We start from the raw sequence: 22,564 nt of genomic DNA, 5'->3' as shown, positions 1-22,564 counted from the left end.
CCGTCGGCGTCTGCGGGGGCCGTCGGCGTCAGCCGAGCTCGACGACGACCTCGGTGGCGGGGCGGGCCTCCTCGACGACGGCCCACTCCAGGTCCGACCGGTCCCGCTGCCACCGGCGGTCGCCCACCGTCACGCCGGCGACCCCCCGGGCGTCGGCGTGGGCGACCGCCCACGTCGCCACCGCCCACGCGGTGGCGGGGTCCCCGGTCGAGGCCCGCACCGTCACGGTCCCGGTCCCCGACGACCCCTGCCCCGACCCCGGCCCCTCCTCCAGCGCGACGACCGGGCCGAACTGCTCCGCGAGGCCGTCGACCAGTCCGGCGGGGTCGCCCCGGCCGTCGTCCGCGAGGCGGCAGGTCATCAGGGTCCGTGCGCCCTCCTGACCGGTGAGCACGGAGGCGAGCACCCGGCCCTCCTGCTCGTGGTCGGCGTAGGCCTCGGGAAAGGCGCTGCGCTGGACCTCCTGTGCCACCTCGGTGACCACGCCGGTCTCCCAGCCGGGCACCTGGACCAGGGCGTCGTAGAAGGAGCCGGTCGCGTGCACGGGGTCGGTGACCTCCTCCTCGCTGCCCCATCCCTGCGAGGGCCGCTGCTGGAACAACCCCTGGCTGTCGGCGTCCCCGTAGCGCAGGTTGCGCAGCTTGCTCTCCTGGATCGCCGTGGCCAGGGCGACGGTGGCGGCACGCGGTGGCAGCTGCCGGGCCACGGACACGGCGGCGATCGTGGCGGCGTTGGCCGTCTGCTCTCGGGGGAGAGCCGCACGGTGGTGTCCCCGACCTGCACCAGGCACCGGTCGGGCCGCACCTCCTCCACGAGCCAGCGGGTACCGACCACCGCGCCGGCGCCGGTCACGGCAACCAGGGCCAGGACGGTCAGCGTGCCGGTGGTGCGTCTCACCCCGGGATCCTACGGGTCGGACCTGCCCGTCCCCCGGTGACGGCGGGCGCGCGGGCCCGGGCCCCGACCACGTAGGGTCGGGGGCTGTGAGCCGACACGAGTACCGCAAGGGGCCGGTGACGCTGCGCGGGACCCGCGTGCCCCGGAGCACGACCGACCAGCGCCTGCTCGACAGCCGCGGTGCCGCGGACTGGGTGCACACCGACCCCTGGCGCGTCATGCGCATCCAGGCCGAGTTCGTCGAGGGCTTCGGGACCCTGGCCGAGCTGGGGCCGGCCGTGGCCGTCTTCGGCTCCGCGCGCACCGGGCCGGGGCACCCGACCTACGAGCTCTCCCGCGCGGTGGGCTCGGCCCTCGTCGGGGCGGGGTATGCCGTGATCACCGGAGGCGGTCCCGGCACCATGGAGGGGGCCAACCGGGGTGCCACCGAGGCGGGCGGCACCTCCGTGGGCCTGGGGATCGAGCTGCCCTTCGAGGCCGGTCTGAACGACTACCTCAACCTCGGCATCAACTTCCGCTACTTCTTCGTGCGCAAGACGATGTTCGTCAAGTACGCCGAGGGTTTCGTCGTGCTGCCGGGCGGCGTCGGCACCCTGGACGAGCTCTTCGAGGCGCTGACCCTGGTGCAGACGGGCAAGATCACCAGCTTCCCGATCGTCCTCCTGGGCACCGCCTTCTGGGGGCCGCTGCTGACGTGGATGCGCGACACGCTCGTCGCCGGAGGCACCATCGGCGAGGCCGACCTGGACCTGCTGCGGCTGACCGACGACGTGGACGAGGCGGTGTCCTGGATCGCGAGCGAACGGGCCGGCCGCGCGGCCCGCGGGGCGGGGACCGGCACCCCGGACGTGTGAGCGGCGTGCCGGGGCTTCTCCACGGGTGCACCTCCGTGCGAGGATCGGTGCCGTGATCATCCTCGCAGCCGTCGTAGCCGTCCTCGCGCTCGGCGCGGGGCTGGCCTGGCTGGTCGCCCGGGCGGACGTCCCGGGCGTGCCGCCGGCCGTGACGACCGAGTCCGCCGTGCCGCTGCCCGCCGGGCCGCTGGGGCCGGACGCGGTGCACGGGCTGCGCTTCGACCAGGCCGTCCGCGGCTACCGGATGGCCCAGGTGGACGCAGCGCTGCGCCGGCTGGCCGAGGAGCTGGCCGACCGGGACGCCCAGATCGCCCGGCTCCGCGGCGAGCCGGGGGAGCGCCCGGCGCCGGAGGGGCACGAGCACGCCGATCTCACCGGAGGGATGCCAGCATGACCGACACCGCGCCGCACCCGGACCTGACCGTGGGTCCTGACGGGGTGGTCCGCTGCGCCTGGCCGGGCCTGGCGCACGCCGACTACCGCGACTACCACGACCGGGGAGTGGGGCAAGCCGGTGCACGGGGAGACCGCCCTGCTGGAGCGGCTGTGCCTCGAGGGCTTCCAGTCCGGTCTGTCCTGGCTGGTCGTGCTGCGCAAGCGGCAGGCGCTGCGGGTGGCGCTGGCAGGGTTCGACGCCGAGCGGCTCGCCGAGTTCACCGACGCCGACGTCGAGCGCCTGCTCACCGACGCCTCCATCGTGCGCAACCGCCGCAAGATCGAGGCGGCGGTCACCAACGCGCGGGCCACCCTGGCCCTGCGGGACGGCGGCGGGCTGGAGGAGCTCCTCTGGACCCACGCGCCGGAGCCGACGCCCCGGCCGCACCGGTTCATCGACGTCCCGTCGCAGACCCCCGAGTCCGAGCTGCTCGCCAAGCGCCTGCGCAAGGCCGGCTTCGTCCAGCTGGGCCCCACGACCGTCTACGCCACCATGCAGGCCTGCGGACTGGTCGACGACCACCTGGTCGGCTGCTTCCGGGCCGGGGCCTCGCGCTCGGGTGCCCGGCTCACGGCGGTGCGCAGCAGCGCATGACCCTCGTCGCCCCCGCGCGACGCCCCCTCGACCTGCGCTTCGTCCTGGTCGTCGTCGCGCTCTGGACGCTGCTGCGCGCCCTGACCGCCGTGCTCCTGCACCGTCTGGCCACCCAGCACCAGGACCCCTCGGTCTACGACGACGCCGACGTCGCGCGGTACTTCCAGTTCGCCACCCTGTGGGACGGTGCCTGGTACGAGCGGATCGCCACCGAGGGGTACCCGACCGAGCTTCCCGAGCGGGACGGGCAGGTCCGGCAGAACCCCTGGGCGTTCTACCCGGTGTTCCCGCTCATGGCCCGGGTGCTGACCGCCCTGACCGGCCAGCCGTTCGCGGTGACCGCCACCGTGCTGGCCACCGTCCTGGGGTATGCCGCGGCGCTGGTCGTCGCGGGTCTGCTGCGGGAGCGCGTGGGGACGGCGGCGGCCCTGGGAGGGGTCACCCTGCTGGGCACCTACCCGGCCGCGCCCACCCTGCAGGTCGCCTACACCGAGTCGCTGGCGGTGCTGCTGGTCGCGGGCGTCCTGTGGCTGCTGGTCCGACGGCGGTGGGGGTGGGCGGCCGCCCTGGCCCTGGCCACCGGGCTGGCCCGTCCGGTGGCCCTGCCCCTGGGACTGGTCTGCCTGGTGGCGGTCCTCGTCCGGTGGCACGGACGACACACCCGCCCCGTGCCTGCGCGGGAGGCCGCCGGGATGCTCGCCGCGCTCGTGGGCTGCGGCCTGTCCGGCCTCGTCTGGCCGGCGGTCGCCTGGGCCCGCACCGGTCGCCCGGACGCCTACACCGCGACGATGTCGGCCTGGCGCGGAGGGGAGCCGGTGCGCCCGTTCCTGCCGACCCTCGAGCGGGTCCAGTGGCTGTGGGGCGACCTCACCGGCCTGCTGGTCCTGGGGACCGGTTTGGGGCTGCTGGTCCTCGCGGTGGCCGGGCCCTGGGCGCGGGGTCTGGGGGTGGAGATGCGCACCTGGTGCCTGGGCTACGTCCTCTACCTCTTCGCCGCCCTCGACCCGTGGACGAGCATCTTCCGCTATCTCATCCTGCTCTTCCCGCTCTTCGTGGTCGCGGTCGGCGGTGGCTGGGACCCCCGGGACCCCGCCGCGCGGCGGCGCCCGACGTGGGTGCTGGTCGTGCGCACGGTCACCCTGGCGGGCCTCTTCCTCGGCTGGCAGGTGTGGTGGGCCTGGGAGCTGTTCATGTTCGTCCCGCCCCGCGACGACCCGCCGTGAGCCGCGGCGTCAGCGTCCGGTGAAGGTGGGTCGCTCCTTGTCGAGGAAGGCCTGGACCGCCGCGCGGTGGTCCTCGCTGACGCCCGTGCGCCGCATGAACTCGTCCTCCAGGTCCAGCGAGTCGGCCAGGGAGTGCGAGGAGGAGAAGGCGATCGCCCGGCGGACGGCACCGTAGGCGCGCGTGGGTCCCTGCGCCAGCTGCCGGGCCACCGTGCCGACCCGGTCGGCCAGCTCGTCGTCGGGCACGACCTCGGTGAGCAGTCCCATCTCCAGCGCCTCGGCCGCCGGGAGGGTCCGGGGGAAGTAGAGCAGCTCCTTGGCCTTCGCCGGCCCCACGAGCCGCGGCAGGGACCAGGAGGTGCCCGAGTCGCAGGAGAGCGCGATCGCGGTGAAGGCCAGGTTCAGTCCCGCGGACTCCCCGGCGTACCGCAGGTCCGCCGCCAGGGCGAAGGCCGCACCGGCGCCCGCGGCCACCCCGTTGAGGGCCGCCACGACCGGCTTGTCCATGGTGACGAGAAGCTCCACCACCGGGTTGTAGTGCTCGGCCACGGTGCGCCACAGCTCCTCGGCGCTCTCCGCGAGCAGCTGCACGTGCTCCTTGAGGTCCTGGCCGACGCAGAAGGCGCGCCCCGTGCCGGTGAGCACCACGCAGCGCACCTGCTCGTCGTCGGCGACCTGGCGCAGGGTGGCGAGCAGCAGCTCCTTGGTGGCCACGTCCAGGGAGTTCATCGACTCCGGGCGGGTGAAGGTCACGGTGGCCACGCCGTCGACGACCTCCAGGCCGACGGGGGGCGGGGCGCTGGGGGTCGGTGCGGTGCTCGGCGTCGTCATGGGTCCAATCTACGCAGCGGGACCGCCCCCGGGACGGGCGGACCGCAGGGTCCCCTCCACGAACGCTCCGGCGGAGGGAGCCAGGGCGTCGGCGACCTCCAGCAGACGCTGCCGCACCCGCTGCCCCGGCCATCCCGGCGGCAGCACCTCCGCGGGCAGCCCGGGGTCCCGGAAGAGGAACTTGCGCCACTCGTGCACCAGCCGGGTGCGCAGGGGGTATGCCGCGTGCGGCGGCAGGGTGCTCAGGCCCGGCTCCGGCGCGGGCAGGGTGCGGGCGAACTCCTCGTAGGAGGCGGCCAGGGCGGGCAGGTCCCAGAGCCGGCGGGCCAGCTCGGCGGGGGAGCGCGACCCGTGGGGGTCGCCCGTCCAGGCGGTCCAGGCTGCGCCGTGGCCCTCGAGGACGGCGCCGAGCTCAGGGCTCACCCACGGGCTGACCCAGGTGGCCGTCGCCAGGTGGCCGTAGCCCAGATAGCCCAGCGACGCGGCCACGTGGTCGCGGCGCCGCCGGTCTCCGTGGTGCTCCACGACGACGACGTGCCAGCGTCCGTCCCAGGCCGGGGGACCCGGCGCGTAGATCCTTACGTGCGCCCGACGGAGCCGGTGCTGCGCGAGGGGCGTCGCGGCATACCCCCGGGCACCGTCGATGGTGCGGGCCGCGAGCCAGCCCTCGCGGACCAGCCGCGAGACGGCGGTGCGGGTCGCCGCGGGGGTGACCCCGCAGGTCTGTGCCAGGCGCACGACACCGGCGACGGGAGCCCACCACCCGTGGGCGGGCAGGTGGTCCCCGTACAGGTCGACGACGGCGGAACGGGCGTGCATCCGGCCAGTATCGCCCGGCCCGGCGGGGGCCGGGTCGATTAGGCGGGTCAGGAGGTTCGGTAGATAATGGTGCGTAGTCACCCAGGCCCGGGGCACCCGCGCCGGGCAGCGGTCCTTGGCCGCGCCACAAGGAAGGGCAACCCATGGCAGCAATGAAGCCTCGCACCGGCGATGGTCCTCTGGAGGTCACCAAGGAGGGGCGTGGAATCGTCCTGCGCATGCCGCTGGAGGGCGGCGGCCGCCTGGTGGTGGAGATGAACGCCGAGGAGGCCACGGCGCTCGGGGACGCCATCAAGGAGTGCGTCGGCTGACGCCACCCCCGCCGACCGTGCACCAGGCCCCCGTGTCACCGGACGCGGGGGCCTCGTCGTGCCCGGTGATGCGGGGGAGGGGGGCGTGGGTGCTGCGCGTGCGGGCCGTCAGCGGCGCCGGTGGGGTCAGCCGCGCGGGCGGCTCAGCGGCGGACCGCCACCAGCAGGCCGTCGCCCACCGGCAGCAGGGCCGGCAGCAGCCGGTCGTCGTCGCGCAGGGTCTTGCCCAGGTCGCGCAGCAGGGTGGTCACGGTGTCCCGGCTGGCCGGGTCGGCCACCTTGTCGTGCCAGAGCATGTCGTGCACGGCCAGCACGCCTCCCGGGCGCAGCAGCCGGATCGCCTGCTCGACGTAGGCGGGGTAGCTCTCCTCGTCGGCGTCCACGAGCACCAGGTCGTAGGCCCCGTCCGTGAGGCGGCCCAGCACCTGCACGGCGTCCCCGCTGATCACCCGGGTGCGCTGCGGCGGGATGCCCGCGGCGGTGAAGGACTCCCTGGCCGCGCGCTGGTGCTCGGGCTCGACGTCGATCGAGGTGAGGATGCCGTCGTGGGGCATCCCCTGGAGCAGCCACAGGCCCGAGCTGCCGGCCCCGGTGCCGACCTCGACGACGTGACGGGCGGCCACGGCCGCCGCGAGCAGCCGCAGCGCGGCCCCGGTGGCGCTGCTCACCGGACGGGCGCCGAGCTCCTCGCCCCGGCGCTGGGCCTGCTCGATCACCGGGTGGGGGGTGAGAAAGTCCTCGGCATAGGCCAGGGAGGACGCCTTCGCAGCTGCCATGGTCCCCACCCTATGCGCCGCCGGGACGCACCGGCGCCCGCCGGGACGCCCTGATCGTCCAGCAGGCTCCCAGCAGACCCTGCCAGCCTGGGGTCATGAGCCAGCAGGGCGTCGCGACGGAGCTCCTCGAGCTGTCCCCCACCGGGGCGGACCCGACGTGGGTCCCCCCGTCGTGGGAGGAGATCGTGCGTGAGCACTCCGCCCGGGTCTACCGCCTGTCCTACCGGTTGACCGGGGACCCGCACGAGGCCGAGGACCTGACCCAGGACGTCTTCGTCCGGGTCTTCCGCTCCCTGGACAGCTACCGCCCCGGCACCTTCGAGGGCTGGCTGCACCGCATCACCACCAACCTCTTCCTGGACCGGGTCCGGCGACGTCAGCGGCTGCGCTTCGACGCCCTCACCGAGGAGCTCGCCGCACGCCTGCCGGTCCGGGCCCTGGCCGGCCAGCCGGAGGAGGCCTACGAGATGAACCACCTGGGCCCTGACGTCCAGGCGGCTCTCATGGCGCTGCCGCCGCAGTTCCGCGCGGCCGTGGTCCTGGCCGACATCGAGGGCTTCTCCTACGAGGAGGTCGCCCGGACGCTGGGGGTCAAGATGGGCACCGTGCGCTCCCGGATCCACCGTGGCCGGGCCCTCCTGCGCCAGTCCCTGGCCCACCGGCGCCCGGCTCCGGCCCCGGCGGAGGGTCGCGGTCCCCGTCCGCGCGGGCTCCCGGCTCCGGCCCTCGGGTGAGCGGCGGTCCCGACCTCCTTCCCGGGCTGGCACCATCGGGTCCCATGGACAGACGTCGACGCAGCGGGCGCACGAGCCTGGCGGTCGTGCTGGCCGCCCTCCTCGCCGGTGCCGTCGCAGGCTTCGGCGGAGGAGTGCTGGCCCACCAGCTGCAGCCCGACGCCCCGGTGGCGGCCCCCGCGACGCCGGTGGCCCACCGGAACCCGGCACCGGCCCCGGTGGCCGTCGACGGCACCGTTCCCGGCCTGTCCCGCGCCGTCCTCCCCAGCGTCGCGCTCATCTCCCTCGGCGAGGACGGGCAGGTGGGGCAGGGGTCGGGGTTCGTCGTGCGGGCCGACGGCTACCTGCTGACCAACCACCACGTCGTGGCTCCGGCCGGCGACGGGGGCCGGATCACCGTCGAGCTGCCCGGCCGGGAGCCGGTACCGGCCGAGGTGGTGGGCTCGGACCCGGTCTACGACATCGCCGTGCTCAAGGTGGACCAGGGCGACCTCGTCCCGCTGCCCTTCGCCGACTCCGAGGCCGTGGAGGTGGGTCAGACCGTGGTCGCGGTCGGCGCGCCCCTGGGCCTGGACAGCACCGTCACGAGCGGGATCGTCTCGGCCCTCGACCGTCCGGTCGTCGCCGGCGGGGACGACGAGATGAGCTACATCAACGCCATCCAGACCGACGCCGCGATCAACCCGGGCAACTCCGGCGGGCCGCTCCTCGACCTCGAGGGACAGGTGGTGGGGGTCAACTCCGCGATCGCCCAGCTGCCCACCAGCGCCCTGGGCGGTCCGGCCGGCAGCATCGGGCTGGGCTTCGCCATCCCGGCCGAGCAGGCCGAGCGCACCGCGACCCAGCTCATCGAGACGGGCCGCAGCGAGCACCCGGTGATGGGGGTGCACATCGACCTGCAGCACACCGGTGAGGGCGCCCGGGTGATGACGGAGGCGCGACAGGGTTCGCGGCCCGTGATCCCGGGCGGTCCGGCCGAGGAGGCCGGGGTGCGGGCCGGCGACCTCATCCTGCGCGTCGACGACACCGCGATCCGGGACCCCCAGCACCTGCTGGTGGTCCTTCGCTCCTACGCCGTGGGGGACACCGTCACCCTGCAGCTGCGCGACACCGGGGGCGAGGAGCGGACGGTGACGCTGACCCTGGCGGGTTCGGGGGACTGAGGACCCTCCTGGGCTGGGTAGGCTGTGGCCGGGATCGCACGGTGGGCGGCCGGCCACCGGGACGAGGAGAGGCGTGACGTTCTTCAATCTCTCACGAGCACCGAGATCATGCTGCTCGTGCTGCTGGCCGTCGTCGTGCTCGGTCCTCGTCGGCTGCCGCACTACGCGGCCCGGCTCGCCGACCTCGTCCGCAAGGCGCGGGACCTGGCCGAGGGGGCCAAGGCGCAGATCAAGCAGGAGATGGGACCAGCCTTCGAGGACGTCGACTGGCGCCAGCTGGACCCGCGTCAGTACGACCCCCGGCGCATCGTCCGCGAGGCCCTGACGGAGTCTGCTCCGGGCGAGCGGGGGCCGACGACCGGTGGAGCCGGAGCCCGTGGAGGAGCGACCGTGGCGGCGCGGACGGCCGCGGCCGGGGGGACCGGCAGGGACGCGGTCGGAGGAGCGACGTCGAGCCGCCCGCGCACCGGGGGCGGCGGGGGGACCGGTACCGGGGTCGGGCGGTCGTTCGACCCGGGTCGGCCGGTGCCCTTCGACCCCGACGCGACCTGAGGATCAGCGGCTCGTCGGGGTGATGCCGAGCTTGCGCCCGGCCAGCCCGCGACCGCGGCGGGCCAGCTGACGGGCCACGCCCCGCAGGGCGGTGGCCGCCGGGGAGTCGGGGTGGGACAGCACGACCGGGCGGCCGGTGTCCCCGCCCTCCCGCAGCGTCACGTCCAGCGGCACCTGCCCCAGGAGGGGCACCTCCGCCCCGATGGACCGGCTCAGCGAGTCGGCCACGGCCTGGCCGCCACCGCTGCCGAAGATCTCCTGGCGGCTGCCGTCGGGCAGCTCGAGCCAGGACATGTTCTCCACGACGCCGACGATGCGCTGGTGGGTCTGCAGGGCGATCGACCCGGCCCGCTCGGCCACCTCGGCCGCCGCCTGCTGGGGCGTGGTGACGACGATGAGCTCGCTGCTGGGCAGCAGCTGGGCCACGGTGATGGCGATGTCGCCCGTGCCGGGCGGGAGGTCCAGCAGCAGGACGTCCAGGTCCCCCCAGTAGACGTCGGCCAGGAACTGCTGCATGGCCCGGTGCAGCATCGGGCCGCGCCACACGACGGGCTGGTTGCCCGGGACGAACATGCCGATCGAGATCACCTTCACGCCCCCCGGCTCGGCCACGGGCGGCATGATCATGTCGTCGACCTGGGTCGGCGGGCGCGTCACCCCCAGCATGCGGGGGACCGAGAAGCCGTAGATGTCGGCGTCCACCACGCCCACCCGCAGCCCCTCGGCGGCCAGGGCGGCGGCCAGGTTCACGGTGACCGAGGACTTGCCCACGCCGCCCTTGCCGGAGGCGACGGCATACACCGTCGTGAGGGAGTCGGGACGCGCGAACGGGATGTCACGCTCGGCGGCGCCGCCGCGCAGCTGGTCGCGCAGGGCGCCGCGCTGCTCGTCGCTCATGACGCCCAGCTGCACGTCGACCCCGGTGACGTGCTCGACGCGGGAGACCGCGGCGGTCACGTCCCGGGTGATCGTGTCCTTCATCGGGCACCCGGGCACGGTGAGCAGCACGGTGACCCTGACCCGGCCGTCGTCGCCGACGTCCACGGACTCGACCATCCCCAGGTCGGTGATCGGCTTGCGGATCTCGGGGTCGTCGACCGTGGCGAGGGCAGCGTGGAGGGCGTCGGTGGTGGGGTGGGACATGTCCCCCATGCTAGGCGTCGCGGCGGGGTGCTCCGGTCCCCGGGCCGTCGCCGCCGGGCCCGTCGCCGTCCGTCCTCCCGTCCCGGTCGACCAGCTCCTCCAGGAGGGAGCGCAGCTCGGAGCGCACGAAGTCACGCGTGGCCACCTCGCGCATGGCCAGGCGCAGGGCGGCGACCTCGCGGGTGAGGAACTCGGTGTCGGCCAGGTTGCGCTCGTCCCGGGCACGGTCCTGCTCCATCTGGACCTTGTCCCGGTCGTCCTGCCGGTTGGTGGCCAGCAGGATCAGGGGGGCGGCGTAGGAGGCCTGCAGGCTGAGCATGAGGGTGAGGAAGATGAAGGCGTAGGGGTCGAAGCGCACCGACGGCGGGCCGATGGTGTTCCAGACCACCCACACCGCGACGAAGACGGTCATCCAGACCAGGAAGCGGGCGGTGCCCATGAACCGGGCGAACCGCTCCGCGAAGGCGCCGAAGCTCTCGGGGTCCATCCGGGAGGGCAGCCTCCAGCGCCCCGCCTTGGCCAGCGGCTGGTCGAGGCGGTCGGCGGGGCGGCCCGCCGACCGTTCCCCGCCCCGGTCGCGGCGCAGGGGCTCAGACATCGACGACCTCCGTCACGTCGGCCTCGTCGTCGCGCTCCTCGCGCCAGTCGTCGGGCAGGATGTGGTCCAGCACGTCGTCCACCGTGACCGCGCCGACGAGCCGGCCCTCGGGGTCCACGACCGGGAGGGCGACGAGGTTGTAGGTGGCCAGCGCCCGGGTGACCTCGCCGAGGCTGGCCTGCGGGGTGACCGGGTCGAGGTCGTCGAGCACGGAGCCGACCGGCTGGTGGGGGGCCTCGCGCAGCAGCCGCTGGATGTGCACGCTGCCGAGCAGCCGCCCGGTGGGGGTCTCGTGCGGGGGACGGGTGACGTAGACCAGCGAGGCGATCGCCGGGTGCAGCTCCTCACGGCGCACCAGGGCCAGCGCCTCGGCGATGCTGGCGTCCGGGCCGAGGATGACCGGTTCGGTGGTCATCAGACCGCCCGCGGTGTTCTCGTCGTAGGTGAGCAGCCGGCGCAGGTCGGCCGCCTCGTCGGGCTCCATCAGCTGGAGCAGCTCCTCCTGGGTGGCGGCCGGGAGGTCGGCGAGCAGGTCGGTCGCGTCGTCGGGCTGCATGACCTCCAGGACGTCGGCCGCGCGCTCGGCCGCCAGGTGGGTCAGGATCTCCAGCCGGTCGTCGTCCGGGAGCTCCTCCAGCACGTCGGCCAGCGTCTCGTCGTCGAGGGCGTCGGCGACCTCCGAGCGGCGCTTGGGGCTCAGCCCGTGGATCGCCTCGGCCAGGTCCTGGGGCTTGAGGTCCTCGTAGGCCTCGAGCAGGGCGGTGGCCGCCTGCGCGGGTCCGGTGTCCTGCAGCCCCTCCACCTGCTCGGGGTCGACGAGCAGGGTCTCGCCCCGTCGGCGGCCGAGCCGCAGCCCCCGGACGGGACGCTGCGGCATACCACGGCGCACGAACAGCTTGCTCAGGCGCCAGTCGCCGCTGCGCTGCCGGTCCATCGCGATGTCCTCCACCACCGCGGGCTCGCGCCGGCCGTCCTCGACGATCGCGACCTGCCGGTCGAAGAGCTCGCCCACGACGAGCGTCTCGCCCGGGCGCTGCTGGAAGCGCCGCATGTTCACCAGGCCGGTGGTGATGACCTGGCCCGCGTCGATGGCGGTCACCCGGGTGATCGGGACGAAGACCCGCCGTCGCCCGGGCACCTCCACGACCAGGCCGATGACGCGCGGTCCCTGGCCCCCGACGCGGCCGGAGAGCGTGACCAGGACGTCTCGCACCCGACCCACCTCGTCGCCCAGGGGGTCGAAGACGCTCATCCCGTTCAGCCGGGCGACGAAGACGCGGGGAGTGCTCACCGGGGCAGGATACCGACCCGGGAGGTCCGGCCCGGGCCGTCGGACGGCGCGGGCCGGCGGTCCGGAGGTCCGGGTGCGGGGTGGGCGCTCCGTTCGCGGCGCGGGGCGGCCGGGGGGCACAATGGCGTGGTGACCTCACCAGCCGCAGCGAACCGACCCGGCCCCGTGCTGGCCCTGGAGTACCCGAGGAGCCTGGGGGTCCACGACTCCTACGAGGAGGCGCAGGGCGTCGTCGACTACCTGTCCGACCAGGAGTTCCCGGTCGACCAGTGCATGATCGTCGGGACCGACCTCAAGCAGGTGGAGCGGGTCACGGGACGGCTGACGACCGGTAGGGTCGCGTTGGGCGGTGTCGCGTCGGGCGTGTGGCTCGGCCTGTTCGTCGGCCTGATCTTCGCGCTGTTCGCCCCGACCGGGGACGCGCTGGTCACGGTCCTGGGTGCGGTCGCCTTCGGTGCCTTCTTCGGCGTGGTGTGGGCGCTCATCGGGTACGCCATGACCCGGGGACGCCGCGACTTCGTCTCGGTGACCCAGGTGGTGGCCACACGCTACGAGGTCCTGACCGAGCACAAGCACGCCGAGCGTGCCCGGGAGCTGCTCGACCAGCGCCCGGGGGCTCCCCTCGGCTAGCGCCGTCGGCCGGGGGCTCACCCCGGCTGGGGCCGCTCGCCTCCGTCGCGCACCCAGGCCTCGACCTCGTCGGGGGTCCGGGGGAGCATGACCGAGAGGTTGCGGTACCCGTCGGCGGTGATGACCACGTCGTCCTCGATCCGCACCCCGATGCCCCGCAGCTCCGGCGGGACCCGCAGGTCCTCGGACTTGAAGTACAGCCCCGGCTCGACGGTGAGCACCATGCCCTCGCGCAGCTCCCCGTCGCCGTAGTCCTCACGCAGCGCCAGCGCGCAGTCGTGGACGTCGATCCCCAGGTGGTGGCTGGTGCCGTGCACCATCCAGCGGCGGTGGAACTGGCCCTCCTGCGCGTCCAGCGTCTCCTCGAGCGTGACGCCCTCGGGGAGCAGTCCCCACTCCAGCAGGTACCGGGCGACCACCTCGATCGCGGCCGCGTGCACGTCCTTGAACCGGTTGCCGGGGCGGCAGGCGGCCAGGCCGGCCTCCTGGGCCTCGAGCACGGCCTCGTACACCCGCCGCTGCGCGGGGGTGAAGGTCCCGTCGACGGGCACGGTGCGGGTGACGTCGGCGGTGTAGAGGCTGTCGAGCTCCACCCCGGCGTCCAGGAGCAGCAGCTGGCCCGGCTCCAGGTCCCCGGTGTTGCGGATCCAGTGCAGCGTGGTCGCGTGCTCGCCGGCGGCGGCGATGGAGTCGTAGCCCACGCCGTTCCCGGCGTGGCGGGCGTGCAGGCCGAACACGCCCTCCACCCAGCGTTCCCCGCGGCCCCGGGCGACCGCCTCCGGCAGCTGGGCCACGACCGCGTCGAAGGCCCGGGCGGTGGCCTCCACCGCCTCCTCCATCTGGCGGACCTCCCAGTCGTCCTTGACCAGACGCTGCGTGGACAGGGACCGGGCGAGGGCCAGGTCGGCCTCGTGCGCGGCCTCCAGGTCCTGGTGGGCGAGGGCTCCGCTGCGTCCTCGCACGCCGTCGACCAGGGCGGTCACCTCCCGGTCCGCGTCGCGCACGACCCGCAGGGTCAGGCCGCCGGCACCCAGGTCCTTGGCCAGCGCGTCCTCCAGCTCACCGAGGTGGCGGGTGGTCACGCCCAGCTCGGCCGCGGCGGAGGCCAGCGTGGGACGGGCGCCCACCCAGAACTCGCCGACCCGGGAGTCGGCGAAGAACTCGGTGCTGTCGCGGTCGGCCAGCGGCAGGAAGTACAGCACCGGCTCGTGCCCGGCGCCCAGGCCGTCCTCGCCCTCGACGGGCTCCAGGACGAGCACCGCGTCCGGTTCGCGGTCGGCCCCCAGCCCGGTGAGGTGGGCGAAGGCGCTGTGGGGGCGGAAGACGTAGTCGGTGTCGTTGCTGCGCACCTTCAGGCCCCCCGCCGGGACGACCAGCCGCTCCCCGGGGAAGGCGGAGGAGACCACCTCACGGCGCGCTGCGGCATACCTCGCCGCCTCGGTGAGCGCGGGGAGCTCGTCGGTCCGGGGGGCCCAGTCCTGACCCATGAAGGCGCGGAAGGCCTCCCCGGTGGGGCGGTTGCGGTGCTCGGCCTGGTGCTGCTTCTCGCTCACCCGGTCATCGTAGGTGCGGGTGGACGGACGGGGGTGCCGCGCCCCCTACCCTGGGACGGTGAGCGAGAAGGTGGTGCCCGAGGTGTTCGGCGGGGTGACCGGCCCGCAGCAGGTCAGTCCGCGCGAGGTGCGGCCCGCGGGGCGGGTCGGCCGGATGTGGCGCCGGCGGGCGTCCGACGTGGTCCGCAGCGCCTCCCCGCCCACCCTGGCCCTGGGGACCCGGCTCGGTGGCGACGACGCCGTCAGCCAGCGGGAGGCGCGGGCGGTCATCGACCTGGCCCTGCGGGTCGGGGAGGCCATGCTGTCCACGGGCGCCTCGGCCGCCGACTGCGTGGCCTCGGTCCTGCGGCTGGTGACGGCCTACGGCGTGCGGTCGGCCCACATCGACATCACCTTCACCTCGATCACGGTCTCCATCCACCGCGGGCTGCACGAGGACCCGCTCTCGGTGATGCGGGTCATCCCCGGCCGGTCGCCCGACTACTCGCGCCTGGAGGGGGTCCAGGGTCTGGTCGACGACATCGTCCGGACGGCGGAGGGGCCGGGCGAGCCGATCCCCGTCGACGTGGCCAGGGCCCGGCTGACCCGGGTGCTGTCCGCCCCCCACCCCTACCGGCGCTGGGTCGTCACGGTCGGTTTTGCGCTCCTGGCCGTGGGCGTGGTCATGCTCTTCGGCGCCTCTCCCGGCATGTGGGTGGCCGCCGCCGTCTCGGCGACCGTGGTCGACCGGGTGCAGCGGGTGCTCTACGCCACGGGCGTGGCCGCCTTCTTCACCCAGGCGGTGAGCGCCGCCGTGCCGACCACGATCGCGCTCGGCCTGCACTGGCTCGCCTCGATGGACATGCCGGTCCCGGGGGTGGAGTCGCCGTCGCTGGTCGTCATCTCCGGCATCGTGGTCCTGCTCGCCGGCCTGGGCGTGATGGGCGCCGCCCAGGACGCGCTCGACGGCTACTTCGTCACGGCGGGGGCGCGCGGGATGGAGGTGCTGCTCATGACGGGCGGGATCGCGGTGGGGGTCGCGGTCGTCATCGGCACGGCCAACCGGTTCGGGGTCGACATGGAGGTCTCGCCGTTCGTCAGCCTGGGCGGCAACCCCCTCCTGGGCGTGGTCGGGGCGATGCTCGTCGCACTCGGGTTCTGCCTGTCCACCTACTCTGGGCTGCGCACGACCCTCGTGTCGATGGCGGTCGCCGCAGGGGGATGGATCGTCTTCGAGGCCTGCCTGGCCGTGGGCCTGGGCGGTCCCGAGGCGACGGCGGTGGCCTCGACACCGGTGGGCATGGCGGCGTACGCCGCCCACCGCCGGCTGCGGATGCCCGAGCTGGCGGTCGGGACGGCCGGGATGCGTCGTCTCGATGCTGCCGGGGCTGTCGGTCTACCGGGCCATCTACCTGATGCTCAGCGACTCCGCGGCCGTCGTCGGCAACGCGGTCCTGCACTTCGTCACCGCGGTCTCGACCGGAACGGCCCTGGCTGCCGGACTGTCCATCGGAGGGTTCCTGGCCCGCCGCAAGCTGGGGCTGGATCTCGCTGCCCAGCGGGCCCGCCGGCGCTCGCGCGGCCGCTACGTCCAGGGCTGACGGGGCGTCGTCGGGCGGGCGGCTCAGTCGGTCCAGGTCCAGGAGGCCAGCATCGCGTCGAGCAGCTCCCCGGCCTCCTCGTCCTGTCCCTCCACGGCAGACAGCGTCACCACGTAGAGGGTCCCGTCGTGGCTGACCCAGCGCTGGGTCTGGCGCACGTCCGTACCGTCCACGTCCCGGGTCAGGACGTAGCCCGGGGCCCGGTTGCCGTCCACCTCGGCGGGCTCGAGCAGCTCGTACTCGCCGTCCTCGCCCGCGAGGTCCTCGGCGGTCTGCTCGACGGCCGAGGTGAGGTTGCTGATGTACTCCTCGCGGGTGATGACGACGTTGGTGAAGAAGTCGTCCGCCTGCTGGGTGTCCTTGACCGCCAGCACGATGCCCGTCTCCTCGCCCTCCGCGAGCTCGCCCGGGTCGACCAGGTCCAGGGCGTCCTCCCAGTCGTCCGGGATCTCAACCTCGAACCCCTCGTCGCCCGAGGCCACGGTCGTCGGTCCGGCCGCGGTGGGCTCCTGGGTCGTCGCCGCCGCGTCGGCGGTGGCCTCCTCCTGGTCACCGGCCGTCCCCGCGGCGGTGTCGGGCGGGGCGGTCGTGGTGGCCGCGTCCTCGCCCGTGGTCGCCGCGGCCTCGTCCTGCGTGGGTGCGGGCCCGGCGCTGACCTCCTCGGTCGCGCTCGGCTGCTCCTCGTTGGTGGGGGCCTCGTCGGCGCACCCGGCCACCAGGGCCAGGGCGAGCAGCGCGGCGGCCGTCGTGCCGACGGCGCGGCGGGGCTGCGACAGGGTCATGGTGCTCCTCGGGTGCGGCCGCGACGTGCGGCGGTGGCGGTGGTCGACCTCCAGTATGACGTGCGCCGCGGCGTACGGTGGGCGGCATGCAACGGTCCCGCCCCGACGCCGTCGTCGACCTGCACGCCCACTCCGACCACAGCGACGGCACCGAGCCGCCGGGCGTCGTCGTGGAGCAGGCCCGGGCCGCAGGGCTGGACGTCGTGGCCCTGACCGACCACGACGTGGTGACCGGGTGGGCGGAGGCGGACGAGGCGGGCCGTCGCGCGGGGGTCTCCGTGGTCCCGGGGATAGAGGTGTCCTGCAGCTGGCGAGGGATCTCGGTGCACCTGCTGGCCTACCTGCCGGACCCGCAGGACGCCGCCCTCGGGGCCGAGCTGGAGGCGAGCCGGCAGAGCAGGGACACCCGGCTGCAGGTGATGATCGAGCGTCTGCGGGCCGACGGCTACCCGGTGAGCGAGGACGAGGTGCGACGGGTGGCCGGCGATGCGGGTGCACTGGGGCGCCCGCACGTGGCCGACGTCCTGGTCCGGGAGGGGGTCGTGGCCACCCGGGACGAGGCCTTCGTGCGCATCCTGTCCTCCACCGGTCCGTACTACGTCACCCACGCGGCGCCGGACCCGGTGGTCGCCACCGGGCTGGTGGTCGCCGCCGGTGGTGCGGCCGTGATCGCCCACCCGTTCGCGGGCAGCCGCGGTCGGGTGGTGGACGACACGGTGGTGGCGGACATGGCGGACGCGGGGATGGTCGGCATCGAGGTCGACCATCGCGACCACGGTCCGCAGGAGCGGGAGCACGCGGCGACCCTGGCGGACCGGCTGGGGCTGCTGCGCACCGGCTCCAGCGACTACCACGGCAGGGGCAAGCAGAACCGGCTCGGGGAGCACACGACCGCCCCGTCCGTGCTGGACCGGATCCTGGCCGCGGGCACGGGGACCCCGCTGCTCGGCGCCCCGCTCTAGAGGACCGGTCCGTCCGCTGGTCAGTCCGTGCCGGCTCCGCCCGCCGCACCGTCCACGCGGGTGGTACGCCGACGCCGGCGCCGGCCCCCTCCGGTCGAGCGCTCGCCGTCCCCGGCCCGCTGGGGGCGTTCCGCGACGGGGTCGGAGCCACGGCCCCGGCCGGCGTCCGACCGTCCCTCGCCCCGTCCTCCCTGTCGACGGCCGCCGCCCGAGCGTCCTGCATCAGAGCGTCCACCGCCGTCGCCGCGGGCAGCCCGGGGTCCGTTCCCACGGGCCCCACGGCCGCCCCGGCCCGGCTCGCCGAGATCCTCCAGCTGCTCGGCGTCCAGTCCCTCCCGGGTCCGCAACGACCGGGGGAGCGTCCCGCGGGTGCCCGCCGGGATGTTGAGCTGCTCGAACAGGTGCGGGCTGGAGGAGTAGGTCTCGTCCGGCTCCGGGTAGCCCAGGTCCAGGGCCTTGTCGATGAGGCTCCAGCGGGGCAGGTCGTCCCAGTCCACGAACGTGATGGCCACGCCCGTGGCACCGGCGCGCCCGGTCCGGCCGATTCGGTGCAGGTAGGTCTTCTCGTCCTCGGGGCACTGGTAGTTGATGACGTGCGTGACCGCCTCCACGTCGATCCCGCGGGCGGCGACGTCGGTGGCGACCAGGACGTCCACCTTGTCGCTGCGGAAGGCCCTCATCGCCTGCTCGCGCGCGCCCTGGCCGAGGTCGCCGTGGATCGCCGCGGCCGCGAACCCGCGGTCCATCAGCTCGTCGGCCACCTTGGCGGCCGTGCGCTTGGTGCGGGTGAAGATGATGGTGCGCCCGCGGCCCTCGGCCTGCAGGATCCGGGCCACCATCTCGATCTTGTCCATGGCGTGCGCCCGGTAGGCGAACTGCTCCACGGCCGCCACGGTCTGACGCTGGTCGTCGCCGTCGTCACTCATGGCCCGGATGTGCGTGGGCTGGGTCATGTAGCTGCGCGCCAGGGACACCACGGCGCCCGGCATCGTGGCGCTGAAGAGCATGGTGTGGCGACCTGCGGCGTCAGGGCGAGGAGCTTCTCCACGTCGGGCAGGAAGCCCAGGTCCAGCATCTCGTCGGCCTCGTCGAGCACGACCGTGCGGGCGTAACCCAGGTCCAGGTGCCCCTTGGCAGCCAGGTCGAGCAACCGGCCCGGGGTCCCGACGACGACCTCGACACCCTTGTGGAGGGCCTCGATCTGCGGTTCGTAGGCCCGGCCGCCGTAGATCGTCAGCACGCGGATGCCGCGACGGACCCCGGCCCTGGCCAGGTCGCCGGACACCTGGACCGCCAGCTCGCGGGTGGGGGCCACGACCAGGGCCTGGGGGGCTCCGCCGCCGGGGAGCTGGTCGGCCCCCTGGTCGCCAGGGGCCAGCACGTGGTGCAGGATCGGCAGCCCGAAGCCCAGCGTCTTGCCCGTCCCGGTCTTGGCCTGGCCGATGATGTCGTGCCGCGCCAGGGCCACGGGCAGGGTCATCGACTGGATGGGGAAGGGGTGCGTGATCCCGCCGTCGGCCAGCGCGGCCACGATGTCGGGATGGATGCCGAAGTCGGCGAAGGTGCGGTCGTCCTGCAAGGGTCTCTTCCGATCGGTGGGTGCGGTCCGTACCACGGGGTATGCCGTGGTACGGGTCGTACGGAGCCGATCGGGACTGTTCTTGGGGAGCCGGGCGACGCGCCCGACGAGAGCAACCGTGCCAGGCACGGCCGACCGGTCACCGGTCCAACGGCCCCAGCGTAGCGGACCGGGATCCCGGACCGGAGCCGACGAGGCAGCCGGCCTCCCCGTCCGGGTCTATGGGACGGATGAGACAGAGAGGCCGCACGCACGACGGCGCCCCTCCGAGGAGGGGCGCCGTGCGGTGCGGTCGAACCGCGGTCCGGGACGGTCCAGCCGTCCGACGTGGGTCGGGGTCAGCGACCGACGCGGTTGTTCGTGCTCTCGCGCCCGGTGATCGCGCCGTACGCGAGCACCACGATGATGGCGCCGATGACGCCCAGGATGATCCCCCAGAAGTTCAGCAGACCGCCGTCGTAGTTGAAAACCAGCGAACCGAGGAACGACCCGAGCAGGGCACCGACGGCGCCGAGCAGGATGGTCATCGGGATCGAGATGTTCTGCTTGCCCGGGAGGACGAGGCGGGCCAGCGGGCCGACGATGAGTCCTGCGATGAGCGCGGTGATGATGGTACCGATCATGGTGTACACCTTTCCAAGACGTCCACCCTGGGGACACCCCCGGGATGGTGGTCACGGGCGTACCCGTATGAACCGGCGATCACATTAGTCATTATTCTTCCCAGGGTCCACTCAGGCAGGAAGAACCGGGCCGACCACAGGGGATGGCGGCCTGGCACGACGCGGCGACCCGCGCCTGAGGTCACCGGCCGAAGCCGACGCGACCCTTCTCCTGGGCGCCGATCTCGACGTAGGCCAGGGCCTCGGTGGGCACGAGCACCGTGGCGCCCTTGTCGTCCTCCAGCTCGATGAGCTGGCTGCCGGAGGACAGGGCGTCCGCGACGGTGGCGCGGACCTGCTGCGGGGTGTGGGCCGACTCGAACGCGACCTCGCGGGCCACGTTGCGGATGCCGATGCGGACCTCCACGGGCGATCCTCCTTGCTCGGGGGTATTGGGTGTGGGTCGAGGGTAACCGGCGCTGAGGTCCGTCACGACGGCGGCTGGTCGTCGACCTGCGGGTAGTGGGCGATCCCGCGCCAGGCCAACGTGGTGACCAGCTCCGCGGCCTCCGGGAGCGGGATGCTCGACCCGCCCTCGAACCACTGGCGCGCGGCCGACTGCACCATCCCCACGAGGGTGGTCCCCAGCAGGACGCACTCGGTCCAGCCCAGCGCGGTCTGGTCCCGCAGGACCCGGCCGATCGCCTCGGCGCACCGGCTGCGGGCGTCGTCGAGGATCGCAGCCACAGCGGGATCGGCCCCCATGTCGGAGGCGAAGACGAGCCGGTACCCCGACGCGGGCCGGTCGACGAACTCGAAGTAGGCACGTGCGCAGGCCGCTATGCGTGCTCCGTTGTCGGAGGTCGAGTCCAGGGACCGGGTGATCGTGGCGACCACGTCGTCGGCCACCCGGGCGGCGAGGGCCAGGTAGAGCTCCAGCTTGCTGTCGAAGTGCTGGTAGAGGACGGGCTTGGAGACCCCCGCCCGCTCGGCGATGTCGTCCATCGACGTCGCGTGGTAGCCGTTCTCCGAGAACGCGGCCAGGGCCGCCTCCAGCAGGGTGGCGCGCCGTGCGTCGCGCGGCAGCCGGACCCGGTGGTCGGAGCGGTGGGGGGGTGTCGTCACGACGGCCTCCTGAGCTGGGGTGCGGCCAATCCTAGGGGGCGGGCGCGGGGCCGCCCGGCGAACCGGCCCGCCAGGTGTGTCGGGCTCGGGTGATGAGATGGCGTCCATGTGGGAGGACCGGGACGACCTGACCCAGGGCGACGACGGCCGACGATCCGTCGTCGCGCACCGGGGCGGGGTCCTGCTCGTCACCGGGGCGCCCGGGACGGGCAGGACGACGGCCCTGGTGGATCACGTGCGGCGCAGGATCGCCGAGGGGGCCGATCCGGACGCGTGCCTCGTCCTGGCGCCGACGAGGCAGGCGGCGGCCCGGGTCCGGACCGCCGTCGGCCGCGGGCTCGGCCACACCTACACCGAACCGCTGGCGCGCAGCGCCTCCTCGTTCGCCTTCTCGGTCCTCCGGCTGGCGGCGGCCGCCTCCGAGGGGCCCCCGCCCCGTCTGCTGTCCGGCGCGGAGCAGGACGTGATCCTGCGGGAGCTGTTGGCCGGGCACGCCGTCGACGGGACGGGGCCCATTTGGCCCGAGGAGCTCGCCCCGGCGCTGCCCACGGCGGGTTTCCGGGCTCAGCTGCGCGACCTGCTGATGCGGGCCGTCGAGCGGGGGCTCGAGCCTGAGGACCTGCGCATCCTGGGGGCTCTGCACACCCGCCCGGAGTGGGTGGCGGCGGCCGACGTGCTCGCCGAGTACGACGAGGTCACGGCTCTCTCCGAGCCCGGGGCCTACGACCCCGCGTGGATCTGCACGGCGGCCGCCGACGCCCTGGAGGAGGACCCCGGGCTCCTCGCGCGGATCCGTGACCGGCTCGAGGTCGTCGTGGTGGACGACGCCCAGGAGCTCACCGCCTCCGCCGGACGTCTGGTGGCGGTGGTCCGCGGCGCCGGGACCGACATCGTCCTGGCGGGAGACGCCGACGCCTCGGTCCTGGGTTTCCGCGGCGCGGTCCCGGAGCTCTTCGTCGAGCTGGCCCACGAGCTGCACGCAGACGACCGGCGGGTCCTCCCGGGGGTGGCGCCCACGCTGCCCACGGTCGTCCTGCGGCACCGCTACCGCGGTAACGCCGAGCTCTCGGAGGCCGCCGCCCGGGTCGCCGACCGGGTGGGCGTGGTGCACGGCACGGCGCACCGGCACCCGGAGACCGCCCGGACCTCCCGCCCGCCCGCCGGTGCCGGGCAGGACGGAGGTGGCGGACCCGAGCAGGGGCTCCACCCGCCCGCCCGCCGTCCAGGTCGCCCTGGCCCGGAGCCGCGCTCAGGAGGCCGCCCACGTGGCCCGGTGGCTGCGCGAGGCCCACCTCCTCGAGGGTGTCCCCTGGGCGGAGATGGCCGTGGTGGCCCGCTCCGGGGCGCAGCAGGAGTCCGTGCGTCGGGCGTTGGCGTCGGGGGGTGTCCCGGTCCGGCTCGACCGGTCCGGGGTCCCGCTCGGCCAGGACCCGGCGGTCGTGCCGCTGCTGACCGCCTTCGACGTGGCCACCCGTGATCCGGAGGCGCCCTGCCGGGTCCGGGCCGAGGAGGCGGTCCTGCTGCTGACC

At 74.5% G+C, this 22,564-nt stretch carries 25 protein-coding genes and 2 pseudogenes; 13 read left to right on the top strand and 14 right to left on the bottom strand.

Translation table 11 applies throughout. The annotated features are described in order from the left end of the window. Positions 1–28 precede the first annotated feature (28 nt). A complete protein-coding gene (locus tag ACQ95T_RS14630) occupies positions 29–712 on the bottom strand; it encodes a hypothetical protein (RefSeq protein WP_431473038.1) in 684 nt (227 codons plus the stop codon). 271 nt (positions 713–983) lie between these two features. Here ACQ95T_RS14630 and ACQ95T_RS14625 point away from each other — a divergent pair, with 271 nt between their 5' ends. From ACQ95T_RS14625 to ACQ95T_RS14610, 4 genes are all read left to right on the top strand, one after another. Further along, the gene (locus ACQ95T_RS14625; protein ID WP_425941730.1) at positions 984–1,751 is read left to right on the top strand and encodes a TIGR00730 family Rossman fold protein; all 768 of its coding nucleotides are present in this window, start codon (positions 984–986) and stop codon (positions 1,749–1,751) included. Between the two features lie 52 nt (positions 1,752–1,803). Continuing rightward, positions 1,804–2,145, top strand: a complete 342-nt coding sequence (locus ACQ95T_RS14620; protein WP_425941728.1) for a DivIVA domain-containing protein — start codon at positions 1,804–1,806, stop codon at positions 2,143–2,145. A gap of 120 nt (positions 2,146–2,265) precedes the next feature. Beyond that, positions 2,266–2,781 (top strand): DNA-3-methyladenine glycosylase I, encoded by a 516-nt coding sequence (locus ACQ95T_RS14615; RefSeq protein ID WP_431473037.1) that lies wholly within the window; start codon positions 2,266–2,268, stop codon positions 2,779–2,781. Beyond that, entirely contained in the window at positions 2,778–4,004 is a 1,227-nt protein-coding gene (locus ACQ95T_RS14610; protein ID WP_425941724.1) for a hypothetical protein, read from the top strand. Before ACQ95T_RS14615 ends, ACQ95T_RS14610 begins: the two co-directional genes overlap by 4 nt. Positions 4,005–4,013: 9 nt before the next feature. Here the strand turns inward: ACQ95T_RS14610 and ACQ95T_RS14605 are convergent, their stop codons facing one another. Together ACQ95T_RS14605 and ACQ95T_RS14600 are read right to left on the bottom strand one after the other, a co-directional pair. Then, on the bottom strand, positions 4,014–4,835 hold the full coding sequence (locus tag ACQ95T_RS14605) for an enoyl-CoA hydratase-related protein (protein ID WP_425941722.1): 822 nt from the start codon (positions 4,833–4,835) through the stop codon (positions 4,014–4,016). A gap of 9 nt (positions 4,836–4,844) precedes the next feature. Next, on the bottom strand, positions 4,845–5,654 hold the full coding sequence (locus tag ACQ95T_RS14600) for a PaaX family transcriptional regulator C-terminal domain-containing protein (RefSeq protein WP_425941720.1): 810 nt from the start codon (positions 5,652–5,654) through the stop codon (positions 4,845–4,847). A 143-nt stretch (positions 5,655–5,797) separates the two neighbouring features. Between ACQ95T_RS14600 and ACQ95T_RS14595 the strand changes: the two genes are divergently transcribed. Beyond that, positions 5,798–5,965 carry a DUF3117 domain-containing protein gene (locus ACQ95T_RS14595; protein ID WP_425941718.1) on the top strand — a complete coding sequence of 56 codons (168 nt, stop codon included), beginning with the start codon at positions 5,798–5,800 and terminating at the stop codon, positions 5,963–5,965. A 143-nt stretch (positions 5,966–6,108) separates the two neighbouring features. Here ACQ95T_RS14595 and ACQ95T_RS14590 read toward each other — a convergent pair whose 3' ends face one another. Next, positions 6,109–6,741 (bottom strand): O-methyltransferase, encoded by a 633-nt coding sequence (locus ACQ95T_RS14590; protein WP_425941716.1) that lies wholly within the window; start codon positions 6,739–6,741, stop codon positions 6,109–6,111. Positions 6,742–6,836: 95 nt separating this feature from the next. Between ACQ95T_RS14590 and sigE the strand changes: the two genes are divergently transcribed. The 3 genes from sigE to ACQ95T_RS14575 are packed head-to-tail and all read left to right on the top strand — an operon-like array spanning position 6,837 to position 9,190. Next, positions 6,837–7,475: an RNA polymerase sigma factor SigE gene (gene sigE, locus ACQ95T_RS14585; protein WP_425941714.1), complete on the top strand. Its 639-nt coding sequence runs from the start codon at positions 6,837–6,839 to the stop codon at positions 7,473–7,475. A gap of 44 nt (positions 7,476–7,519) precedes the next feature. Then, positions 7,520–8,638, top strand: coding sequence for a S1C family serine protease (locus tag ACQ95T_RS14580; RefSeq protein ID WP_425941712.1), 1,119 nt, complete (start codon positions 7,520–7,522; stop codon positions 8,636–8,638). A gap of 24 nt (positions 8,639–8,662) precedes the next feature. Beyond that, positions 8,663–9,190: a hypothetical protein gene (locus ACQ95T_RS14575; RefSeq protein ID WP_431473036.1), complete on the top strand. Its 528-nt coding sequence runs from the start codon at positions 8,663–8,665 to the stop codon at positions 9,188–9,190. Positions 9,191–9,193: 3 nt separating this feature from the next. Here ACQ95T_RS14575 and ACQ95T_RS14570 read toward each other — a convergent pair whose 3' ends face one another. The 3 genes from ACQ95T_RS14570 to ACQ95T_RS14560 are packed head-to-tail and all read right to left on the bottom strand — an operon-like array spanning position 9,194 to position 12,222. Continuing rightward, positions 9,194–10,333: an Mrp/NBP35 family ATP-binding protein gene (locus ACQ95T_RS14570; protein ID WP_425941708.1), complete on the bottom strand. Its 1,140-nt coding sequence runs from the start codon at positions 10,331–10,333 to the stop codon at positions 9,194–9,196. A gap of 10 nt (positions 10,334–10,343) precedes the next feature. Further along, positions 10,344–10,931, bottom strand: coding sequence for a DUF1003 domain-containing protein (locus ACQ95T_RS14565; RefSeq protein ID WP_425941706.1), 588 nt, complete (start codon positions 10,929–10,931; stop codon positions 10,344–10,346). After that, complete coding sequence (locus ACQ95T_RS14560; RefSeq protein WP_425941704.1) at positions 10,924–12,222, bottom strand: magnesium transporter MgtE N-terminal domain-containing protein; 1,299 nt, start codon at positions 12,220–12,222, stop codon at positions 10,924–10,926. The genes ACQ95T_RS14565 and ACQ95T_RS14560 overlap by 8 nt, the downstream gene beginning before the upstream one ends. A 129-nt stretch (positions 12,223–12,351) precedes the next feature. Here ACQ95T_RS14560 and ACQ95T_RS14555 point away from each other — a divergent pair, with 129 nt between their 5' ends. Further along, positions 12,352–12,852 carry a general stress protein gene (locus ACQ95T_RS14555; protein WP_425941702.1) on the top strand — a complete coding sequence of 167 codons (501 nt, stop codon included), beginning with the start codon at positions 12,352–12,354 and terminating at the stop codon, positions 12,850–12,852. Positions 12,853–12,869: 17 nt separating this feature from the next. Here the strand turns inward: ACQ95T_RS14555 and ACQ95T_RS14550 are convergent, their stop codons facing one another. Next, positions 12,870–14,405 carry an aminopeptidase P family protein gene (locus ACQ95T_RS14550; protein ID WP_425941700.1) on the bottom strand — a complete coding sequence of 512 codons (1,536 nt, stop codon included), beginning with the start codon at positions 14,403–14,405 and terminating at the stop codon, positions 12,870–12,872. Positions 14,406–14,450: 45 nt separating this feature from the next. Next, entirely contained in the window at positions 14,451–14,705 is a 255-nt protein-coding gene (locus ACQ95T_RS14545; protein ID WP_431473919.1) for a hypothetical protein, read from the bottom strand. Here ACQ95T_RS14545 and ACQ95T_RS14540 point away from each other — a divergent pair. After that, positions 14,704–15,375, top strand: a pseudogene (locus ACQ95T_RS14540) (threonine/serine exporter family protein); the annotation flags it as partial. The gene ACQ95T_RS14545 and the pseudogene ACQ95T_RS14540 sit on opposite strands and share 2 nt — an antisense overlap. 385 nt (positions 15,376–15,760) lie before the next feature. Continuing rightward, positions 15,761–15,985: a hypothetical protein gene (locus ACQ95T_RS14535; RefSeq protein WP_431473918.1), complete on the top strand. Its 225-nt coding sequence runs from the start codon at positions 15,761–15,763 to the stop codon at positions 15,983–15,985. A 23-nt stretch (positions 15,986–16,008) separates the two neighbouring features. Here ACQ95T_RS14535 and ACQ95T_RS14530 read toward each other — a convergent pair whose 3' ends face one another. Beyond that, positions 16,009–16,767, bottom strand: coding sequence for a hypothetical protein (locus tag ACQ95T_RS14530; RefSeq protein ID WP_425941697.1), 759 nt, complete (start codon positions 16,765–16,767; stop codon positions 16,009–16,011). A gap of 86 nt (positions 16,768–16,853) precedes the next feature. Between ACQ95T_RS14530 and ACQ95T_RS14525 the strand changes: the two genes are divergently transcribed. Beyond that, complete coding sequence (locus ACQ95T_RS14525; RefSeq protein WP_425941696.1) at positions 16,854–17,729, top strand: PHP domain-containing protein; 876 nt, start codon at positions 16,854–16,856, stop codon at positions 17,727–17,729. Positions 17,730–17,749: 20 nt separating this feature from the next. Here the strand turns inward: ACQ95T_RS14525 and ACQ95T_RS14520 are convergent. The 4 genes and pseudogenes from ACQ95T_RS14520 to ACQ95T_RS14505 form a co-directional block, all read right to left on the bottom strand. Further along, positions 17,750–19,308: pseudogene (locus tag ACQ95T_RS14520) on the bottom strand (DEAD/DEAH box helicase). 338 nt (positions 19,309–19,646) lie between these two features. Then, the gene (locus ACQ95T_RS14515) at positions 19,647–19,931 is read right to left on the bottom strand and encodes a GlsB/YeaQ/YmgE family stress response membrane protein (protein ID WP_425941692.1); all 285 of its coding nucleotides are present in this window, start codon (positions 19,929–19,931) and stop codon (positions 19,647–19,649) included. A 181-nt stretch (positions 19,932–20,112) separates the two neighbouring features. Further along, positions 20,113–20,337 (bottom strand): DUF3107 domain-containing protein, encoded by a 225-nt coding sequence (locus tag ACQ95T_RS14510; RefSeq protein WP_425941690.1) that lies wholly within the window; start codon positions 20,335–20,337, stop codon positions 20,113–20,115. Positions 20,338–20,399: 62 nt separating this feature from the next. Continuing rightward, entirely contained in the window at positions 20,400–21,035 is a 636-nt protein-coding gene (locus ACQ95T_RS14505; RefSeq protein ID WP_425941688.1) for a TetR/AcrR family transcriptional regulator, read from the bottom strand. A gap of 97 nt (positions 21,036–21,132) precedes the next feature. On the opposite strand from ACQ95T_RS14505, the gene ACQ95T_RS14500 reads away from it, so the two are divergent. Continuing rightward, the gene (locus ACQ95T_RS14500) at positions 21,133–22,512 is read left to right on the top strand and encodes a UvrD-helicase domain-containing protein (RefSeq protein ID WP_431473035.1); all 1,380 of its coding nucleotides are present in this window, start codon (positions 21,133–21,135) and stop codon (positions 22,510–22,512) included. Positions 22,513–22,564: the final 52 nt, after the last annotated feature.

The sequence above is a fragment of the Ornithinimicrobium carbonis genome, assembly GCF_050703245.1.
Lineage (GTDB): Bacteria > Actinomycetota > Actinomycetes > Actinomycetales > Dermatophilaceae > Ornithinicoccus.
Note: the sequence above shows the minus strand (reverse complement) of the source record. Positions and strands in the feature narration are given on the sequence as shown.